The 8,542-nt window shown below is 63.9% G+C and carries 5 protein-coding genes; 2 read left to right on the top strand and 3 right to left on the bottom strand.

Annotation, left to right across the window (positions count from 1 at the left end):
* Window positions 1-233: 233 nt before the first annotated feature.
* From EOC06_RS13065 to EOC06_RS13075, 3 genes are all read right to left on the bottom strand, one after another.
* On the bottom strand, window positions 234-1,025 hold the full coding sequence (locus tag EOC06_RS13065) for a TIGR02186 family protein (RefSeq protein ID WP_128287804.1): 792 nt from the start codon (window positions 1,023-1,025) through the stop codon (window positions 234-236).
* The gene (locus EOC06_RS13070; protein ID WP_027039532.1) at window positions 1,025-1,948 is read right to left on the bottom strand and encodes a sulfite exporter TauE/SafE family protein; all 924 of its coding nucleotides are present in this window, start codon (window positions 1,946-1,948) and stop codon (window positions 1,025-1,027) included. Before EOC06_RS13070 ends, EOC06_RS13065 begins: the two co-directional genes overlap by 1 nt.
* 192 nt (window positions 1,949-2,140) lie before the next feature.
* Window positions 2,141-6,148, bottom strand: a complete 4,008-nt coding sequence (locus EOC06_RS13075; RefSeq protein ID WP_128307954.1) for a peptidoglycan-binding protein — start codon at window positions 6,146-6,148, stop codon at window positions 2,141-2,143.
* Window positions 6,149-6,603: 455 nt separating this feature from the next.
* Here EOC06_RS13075 and EOC06_RS13080 point away from each other — a divergent pair, with 455 nt between their 5' ends.
* Both EOC06_RS13080 and EOC06_RS42440 read left to right on the top strand, forming a co-directional pair.
* A complete protein-coding gene (locus tag EOC06_RS13080; protein WP_127811260.1) occupies window positions 6,604-7,062 on the top strand; it encodes a MerR family DNA-binding transcriptional regulator in 459 nt (152 codons plus the stop codon).
* A 306-nt stretch (window positions 7,063-7,368) separates the two neighbouring features.
* Window positions 7,369-8,542 (top strand): acyl-CoA dehydrogenase family protein (locus EOC06_RS42440; protein WP_245469554.1); only part of this gene is annotated, 1,174 nt, incomplete at its 3' end.

Genomic DNA, 8,542 nt, shown 5'->3' on the forward strand with positions numbered 1-8,542 from the left:
GCGCCGAGAAATCGCGCGCTGCCCGGGGACGGGCTGCGCTGCCGAACCGAATTGTTTGTGTCTGCCATTTGGCTGGGGAGCGCGGTCTACCGCATGCCCCGGCAAAGGGAAACCACTTTTCGGGGAAAGTTCTGAAGTGCGTCGCGTTTGAGCGGATTCACGCGACGCACTTCAGCTCTTGATTCGATGCATGTCTTTCTCCCAAAACCGGGGCCACTTTTGGGCGACATGCATTAATCCCGCCGGAAGATCAGCCTTCCGAGCCAGCCTGTCAGCATGGCCAGCGATATCGCGAAGACGCCGTAGAGGAAGGAATAATTGTGGGCGACACGGAAGATCGACTGTTCGAAACCGGATTTGCGGATTTCGAGCTGGGCCGAGCTTTCCTTGATGAACAGGCCGCTCTTGAACAGGAACGCGCGGGCTTTATGGGTTCCAACTGGCACATTTGGCGCCAGCCTCACTGTGGCGCGGAACAGGTTCTGCGACAGGAATTGCACGCCGCCGACATTCTCGCTGTAGAGGCCGGTCGCCGACTTGCGCTCCCGCAGTGCGGCCGTGAATTCCTCGATCGTCGCCGGGCTGTCGCCGGCATCGGCGGGCTGCATGTAGAGGTTGGAGGCGCCGAGCGACAGCTGCTTGTAGCTGTTGGGTTCAGTGATGTCCTGCAGCGGTCGCGTCGTCGCCACCGAATAGGAGACCGGCACGTTCTCGAAGGTCTCGGAATCCAGATTGACCCAGACGCCTAGCACCCGGTCCTTGCGGCGCACCACCACCGGTTTGGGCGGACCTTCGAGCACGACGATGACGTCGTAACGGCCTTGGCGCGCGACAAGTGGATCCGGGTTTTCCAGCGAACCGAAAATGGTCAGGTCGGCCCCGGAAAAGCCGGCGGTGATCGAGACATTATCGGTGGAGAGACCGATCTGGATGCCTTCGGTCAGCGGGACCTGCGCCTTCGCCGGCGCGGCGGCCGCAATCAGCGACAGGACAATGGCGGTTGCGAATGTGTTGCGAGCTCTCATCAGTTGAGGCCCGCGGCAGACAGCGAATAGAGGTTGGGCGGGGTGACGAAAAGATCGATCGCCAATCGTATCGCCACCGCCAGCACCAGCAGCGCGAGCAAGGCCCTGAGTTGCTCGCCGCGCAGCCGCTGGCCTGCCTTGGCGCCGTACTGCGCACCGGCGACGCCGCCCGCCATCAGCAGGAAGGCCAGCACGACGTCGACCGTCTGGTTGGTGGTGGCGTGGACCAGCGTCGTATAGGCGGAGGTGAAGATGATCTGGAACAGCGAGGTGCCGATGACGACGTTGGTCGGCACTTTCAGCAGATAGATCAGTGCCGGCACCATGATGAAGCCGCCGCCGACGCCCATGATCGACGACAGGAAGCCGATGCCGGCGCCAAGTCCAAGGACGGGGATGACGCTGACGAACAGTTTTGAGGCCCTGAAGCGCATCTTCAGCGGCAAGCGGTGGATCCAGTTGTGCTGACCGGATTTCTTCAGCACCGGCGCCGCACCGCTGCGCGTGGCGCGCAGCGCATTGACGCTTTCGACCAGCATCAGCCCGCCGACGGTGCCGAGCAGCACGACGTAGAGCAGCGAGATGAACAGGTCGAGCTGGCCGAGGCGGCGCAGGAAGGCGAAGACGAAGATGCCGCCGGTGGAACCGACAATGCCGCCGGCCAGCAACACCCCGCCGAGCTTGAAGTCGAGCGTCCCTCGCTTCATGTGCGAAAGGACGCCGGAGACGGAGGAGGCGATGACCTGGTTGGCGCCCGTGGCGACCGCGATCGCCGGGGGTATGTTGTAGAAGATCAGCAGCGGCGTGATGAGGAAGCCACCGCCGACGCCGAACATGCCCGACAGGAAACCCACCGCCGCGCCCATGGCCAGCAGGACGAAGATATTGACGGAAATTTCCGCGATCGGGAGATAGATGCCCACCCGTCAGTCTCGATCAGTTCTGCCTGTCGGCGAATGCAACCGTTGCGGGCATCTTGGCCCGACAAGCCAATTCGTTCTTGCGCCGGAGGTGCTGCGAAGTCAAACCGCGCTACGCCACCGAAACAAAAAACATCTCAATCAGTTAACAGGCGAATGTGTGGCAAGGGCGTCGTGGAAACGACGCCTCTGCCGTTATTTGCGCGCCAGCAGTGCCTTGACCAGTTTTTCATCGACTTCGCCGGTCGCCGGCATCTTGTTGTCGGTCTGGAAAGCCATGATCGCGGTCTTCGTCTTCTGGCCCATCTTGCCGTCGGCGCCGCCGGCGTCGTAGCCGTTCTTGTTGAGAATACGCTGGATGTTCTGGACGGCCTTCTTCATGTCGATGCTGGCTGTCGTCTGCGGCGCGCCGTCCTGCCAGGACTCGGGAATGTCGGCCGAATTGGCCGCTGCATCCAGCGGCTTGGCCTTCCACAGCTCAGTCGCGGCGCGGGCGCGTTCGAGCTGCTCGGGCCGCAGCGCATTGGCGATCTCGTCACGCTTGGCAGCGGCATCCTTGTCGCCGGTCTTGGCGACGAGCGCGAACCATTTGTAGGATTCCTCGAGGTTCTGCTTCATGCCGACGCCCTTGGCGGCGAGGATGCCGAGATTGAACTGGCTGTCCTTGACGCCGACATCGGCCGCTGCCTGGAACCAGTGCGCGGCCGATTCATTGTCGGTCACGCCGTCTGCCGCCATGGCGAACAGGACGGCCAGATTGTGCATGCCGCTGGCGTTGCCCTGTGCTGCGGAAAGCTGGTACCAGGTCTTCGCCTTCTTGATGTCGCGCGCGACGCCGATGCCCTTTTCGTAGAAGTTTCCGATGCGGTATTCGGCCGGCGCGAAGCCGAGTTCCGCCGATTCCTCGTACCATTTGGCGGCTGCCGCCATGTCTTCCTTGACGCCGCGTGACTCGGCATAGCGCGAGCCGATTTCGAACAGCGCCTTGGCGTCGCCGCTGGCGGCGGCATCACGCAAGGCGGCAGGGCCGGCGTCAGCGGGAATGTCGAACTTTGCCGTCGTCGCCGGCGAAGCGTCCGCTGGCGGAACCGCGCCCGTGGTGTCCTTAGCGGCGGTCGGCTCAGTCGCCATAGGCTGAGCGTCGGTGTCGGCGGCTTCCGCGGCGACCGGAACGGTCGAGGCCGGCGCAGCCGAGGCTGTCTCCCCGGACACCGCTTGGTTCGCATCAGCCGATGTAACCGAGGCGACGGGCGCGGGAACCGGCTCTGCGGCCGGCGCGGCATCCATCGGCGGCTCAGCGCCTGGCGGCGTGGCAATCATGCTTTGCGCGGCCATGTCGTCCTTGGTTGCCGGTGCGGACGGCTCGGCCTGCCTGACGGTGTGGTCAGGCGCACTTTCCACTGCCGCGGGCTGCGCGTCCATCTTAGGTTGGCCGGCGGCATCGAGCGAGGCGGTCTGCACCGGCTGCGAGGCGACGATCGGCGCGACATCGTTGCTCGCCACCTGGGCGGGATCGGCGAAGAAGGCCTTGCCCAGTTGCAGGGCGCCCAGCGCCAGCAGGATCGCGGTTGTCCCCATCAGGATCGGCTTGCGCCGTGCCTTGAGCAGGTCGCCGATCCGCAGTGCCTTCACCGGTCCGGTCACCGTCGACTGGCGCTTCAGCGCATCGGCCTCGGCGGCCGCGGCCTGGGCCGCGCGCCGGGCAGCGGCGATGAAATCCGACTTCGCGGCGTCGGTGTCGCTGGGCTTGGCCGGCTGGCCGCGCTCGTCGCGCACGCGCTTCATGATGGCGTTGAGGTCAGGTGCGCCGGAACCGGGCTCCAGCGGCCGGTTGGCCATTTTCGGATCGAGCGGTTCGTCGAGATCGACGCTCGGGATCGGGGCACTCGGCGCCGAGCCGGCCAGTGGCGGGATGTCCGCCTCCTTCTTGCCCTTGAAGGCGCGGGCCAGTCCGCCGAACATCGACCTGCGGCCGCCCGCCTGTTCGTTCTTCTCGACAATTGTGTCGGAGCCGAGAGCAGCCATGGCCGCAGCCGCTGCGGCTTCGGCCGGCGTGCGCGTTCCCATACCCAGGCCGCCCAGATCGCTACGAGCACCCGGCTCGTTGCGCAGGATGGCGGCGGCACGGCCATCGAGATCGGCCAAGTCCCCAGTCAATGGCAGGGGCTGATCGATATCCATCGATGGCGCGTCCACGGCCATCTTGGGTCGCCGCGCGCCGCGCCAGTTGCTCGGCTCGACCGGTGCCGCGTCCAGCAATTCGCTCATCGCCTCGACCGGCTCGCCGGGTTCGAGCGAGCCCAGCCGGTCGACGATCTTGAGCAACGTGTCGTGGATGGCCTCGAACGTTCTCGAATTGCGCTCGTCGGAGCGCCGCGTCAGGGTTTCAAGCGTCTTCAAATCCTGGGCGAGGCCGGAAACAGCGGTCGTATTGGCGCTCGAACCGGCAAGTGATTGCACCGCGTTCTCGGCGGCTTCGCGCGCTGCGCCAAGGATGGAATCGCGGGTTCCTGCGAGCGACTTTTCAATTTCGTTGAGACGCGGGCTGATGTCCTCGAATTCCGGCAGCGGGGTGCTGGGCCTGGAAAGATGGGCGGACAGGCCAGCAACCTGTGCTTCCAGGCTGCGGATCAGCGCCGGATCGATGCCGGCCACCTGCGCGGCCGACGCATCCAGCCGGCTTGAAATGTCTTCGAGCCGGCTCTCCAGGCCGCGGATTGCGGCTTCGCCCGCGGGATCGGGTACACGCGTTTCCATACGCTTGGCGAGCGCCGTAAAGCGGGCATCGATGGCGTCCATGATGCCGGCGCTGTCGATCTGCGGCATGCGCTGGTCCAGCCTGTCGGCAACCTCATCCAGCCTGCGTTCGAGATCGCGGAACAGCATGTTGCCCTGTTCGATGGCGTCACCCTGGCGGCGTTCCATCATGCTCGACAGCACGTCGAAGCGCTGCTCCAGCCCATGGAAGATGTAGTCGGCGTCAGGCATGGCTGGTGCCTGGTCGATCTTGTCAGCGATGAGTGCAATCTGCTTGGCCAGGCGCTCCATCGCCTGCTCCGGCAGATTGGCGCGGCCGGCGAGTTCGTCAACCCGGCCCGACAGCGTGCTCAACCGGTCCATGACCGCGTTGCCCGGACGATCCTGCGCCACTTCCTCGATCTGGCTGGCAAGTGAGTCGATCCGCCTCTCGATGCGCTCGAAAGCCTCGTGGTCGAATGAATTGGCTTGCGCGGCGACCGTGGATGCGACGATGGCGCGGGAAATCTCGTCCAGCCGCTCGTCGATCATGCCAAGCGTGTCGCTGCCGCGATTGTCCTGCTGGCTGGCGAAATGGTCGACAGCACCGGCAAGCGTGCGCACCTTCTCCTCCAGCGAGCGCAGCGACAACGATTCCGGCAAATTGTTGACGGCATTGCTGATCTGTTCCAGCCGGGCGGTCAGAGCAGACAGGCCCGGGTCGTCCGAGCGCTTGCGCTGGTCGGCGTCGACGCGGTCTTCGAACGCCGTCCACCGGCGATCGAAATCGTCCCAGCGGCGGTCGACCTTCTGCACGCTCTCTTCGCGTGCCAGCGTTTCGAGTGCGGCTTTGACCTGTTCGAGTTCGAGCCGCAGCATGTTGACGCTTCTGTCGTCGCTCTTCTCGGCCAGTGTCTGGATGGCGCCCGAAAGCCGCTCGAACTCAAGGCCGAGTTCAGCACTGCCCTTGGCCGAAGCACCGGGCCTTGCCCCTGACTGGAAAGCCCGCTCGATGTCCTTGCGCAGCGCTTCGAATTCCCGCTGCAGGCCTGCGGTCATCTGGTGGCGCAATTCCTCGCGCATGCCGCGCAATTCGCCGGCGATCTTGCCGACCATGGCAACGCCGTCCTCCTGGCCGCGCACGCGATCAATGTCGCGGGCAATGGCCTGGTAGTTCTGCTCGAAAGCGGCGGCTCCCTGAATCGGGCTTTTCGGTCGCGACGCGGGCTGCGGGTCCTCGTACCAGCGCTGCTGGCCAGCGGGCCGGGCCGCGGGATAGCGCGCATCGGCGCCATATTGGCGTGGATCGGGTTGGCGGAGTTCGGGACGTGCCACCGGATCCTCGCGCGTCCGCTCCAGCCGCTGCTCCAGTGTCTCCAGCGACTGGTTCAACTGCTCGAGCGTGGTCTGCGGCCTGCGCTGCCTGCCGGCATTGAGTGTGTCGAGATAGGACCGCTTGCTGTTCATCGGTGCGTCCGTCTTTCAGAATGGCTGGCTCGCGGCCAGTTCCCCCAGGTCCCTATCGGAACGAAGGCGACCGGCGGCGATGCCGCGGCGGAAGACGAGCTTCCCGGGCTCTCGCCCGCGCTCCGAAAAACCGTGAAAAATTCGATACAGGATAAACACGGGTAGCCGACGCGCCCACATTTCCCCCAACGTGGTAAACAACGCGTTAACCAAATTTAAGAAATTGAAAGGATGCCGGCTGCCGGCCTGACGGTGCGGCATAAAGGGCGGCGCGCAGAACGCCCTTGCGTCATCATGCGGCAATCGGTATAGAATTGACGTAAACGTAAAAGGCGCATTGAGCGCATGTTTGCGATTTGTTTGTTGAAACCACGACTGGAAGCAGGCCCCCGCTTCCAGTCAGGCGACGCACGGTCCGAGACCGCGACGCCACCAGACGGGGAAAGCCAGTGACCATGAAGCTTATCTCGGCCGGCGAGACCGCGGCCAATACCAATATATCTGCCGAAGCCGGCGAGGACCTCGTCCGCATCGGCGAGATGGCGAAGAAATATGGAGTGACGCTGCGCACGCTGCGTTTCTACGAAGACAAAGGCCTGCTCAACCCGCAGCGTGACGGGTCGACCCGTCTCTACACGCGCCGCGACAAGGCCCGCCTAAAGCTGATCCTGCTCGGCCGCAAGGTCGGGTTCTCGCTGCGTGACGTCAAGCAGATGATGGATCTCTACGATCCGACCGGTTCAAACACCAAGCAGCTCAAGCTCGCGCTGGACAAATCGGAAAAGCAGCTTGCCCGCCTGCAGAAGCAAAGGGCGCTGATCGACGACGCCATCAACGAGCTGAGCGGCTCGATGTCGGCGGTGCGCCAGATGCTGAGCGAGCGTTCGGCGCCACAGGCGAGCGCCGCCAGCTAAAACAAATCCGTTCGGATTTGCGGCAGACCAAGTCGTCTGCTGATTGTCTGAGTTCTGTCGAGCCGCGTGGCCTGCCACGCGGCTTTTCGTTGTCCTGGCCCACTCTCATGGCCTTTCGCCGCTGGCTTGCGCAACGTCGCGCCGCTACGCTCATTGCTCCAGTGGGCGGGGAATCTTGTCGCATCGAAAAAATTGACGTTTACGCAAACGTCAATTTTTGCTATCCCGCTCCTAAATATGGGTCCGCATCCGCCCTTGGCTTGTCTTCGGGGCATTCGGACCGGGTTTGCAGGGTGGAGAAAAAGCATGCCGACATACAGGGCTCCGGTCCAGGATACGCTGTTCGTGCTCAACGAGGTTCTGGGTTATCAGCGTTATTCGAACCTTCCCGGATTTGCCGACGCCACGCCCGATGTGCTCGAGGCGATCCTGGCCGAAGGCGCCAAGCTCGCCGAAAACGTCATGCATCCGCTGAACCGTGTCGGCGACATGGAAGGCTGTGTGCGTCACGACGATGGCTCGGTGACCACGCCGAAAGGCTTCAAGGAGGCGTTCGACCAGTATCGCGAAGGCGGCTGGATGGGGTTGGCCGCACCAGTCGAGTTCGGCGGCCAGGGCCTGCCCTATGCCGTGCATACCGCCGTCGCCGAATATATGGTCTCGGCCAATATGTCCTTGATGATGTATCCGGGCCTGACGCAAGGCGCGATCGCCGCGATCATCACCCACGGCACCGACGAGCAGAAGTCAACATGGTTGCCGAGGATGATCGAGGGTGCCTGGACCGGCACCATGAACCTGACCGAGCCGCATTGCGGCACGGATCTGGGCCTGTTGCGGACCAAGGCGGTGCCGAACGGCGATGGCACCTATAAAATTTCAGGCCAGAAGATCTTCATCTCGGCCGGCGAACACGACATGTCGGACAACATCGTCCATCTGGTACTGGCCCGCATCGAGGGTGCGCCGGAAGGCGTCAAGGGCATCTCTCTGTTCATCGTGCCGAAGCTCAAGCTCGACGCATCGGGCAATCCGGGCACCAGGAACACCGTCTCCTGCGGCTCGATCGAGGAGAAGATGGGCATCCATGGCAATTCGACCTGCGTCATGAACTATGACGAGGCTGAGGGCACGCTGCTCGGCGAGGCCAATGGCGGCCTGAAGGCGATGTTCACGATGATGAACGAGGCGCGCCTTGGTGTGGGCCTGCAGGGGCTTTCGCTGTCGGAGATCGCTTACCAGAACGCCGTGTCCTACGCCAAGGACCGTTTGCAGGGCCGCTCATTGTCGGGGCCGAAGGCGCCGGACAAGAAGGCCGACCCGATCATCGTCCATCCCGACATCCGCCGCAGCCTGATGACCATGAAAGCCTTCAACGAGGCCGGCCGCGCGCTGGCGCTGTGGACGGCGATCAAGTCCGATATTGCCCACCGTTCCGGCGACGACAAGGACCGCCAGGCCGCCGACGACTACACCGGCC

Source organism: Mesorhizobium sp. M7A.F.Ca.MR.362.00.0.0 (assembly GCF_004023175.1).
Lineage (GTDB): Bacteria > Pseudomonadota > Alphaproteobacteria > Rhizobiales > Rhizobiaceae > Mesorhizobium.

Bases quoted from the DNA above. Each gene is read 5' to 3' on its own strand.
- EOC06_RS13075 (WP_128307954.1), bottom strand. From the start codon at position 6,148: ATGAACAGCAAGCGGTCCTATCTCGACACACTCAATGCCGGCAGGCAG.
- EOC06_RS13065 (WP_128287804.1), bottom strand. From the start codon at position 1,025: ATGAGAGCTCGCAACACATTCGCAACCGCCATTGTCCTGTCGCTGATT.
- EOC06_RS13080 (WP_127811260.1), top strand. From the start codon at position 6,604: ATGAAGCTTATCTCGGCCGGCGAGACCGCGGCCAATACCAATATATCT.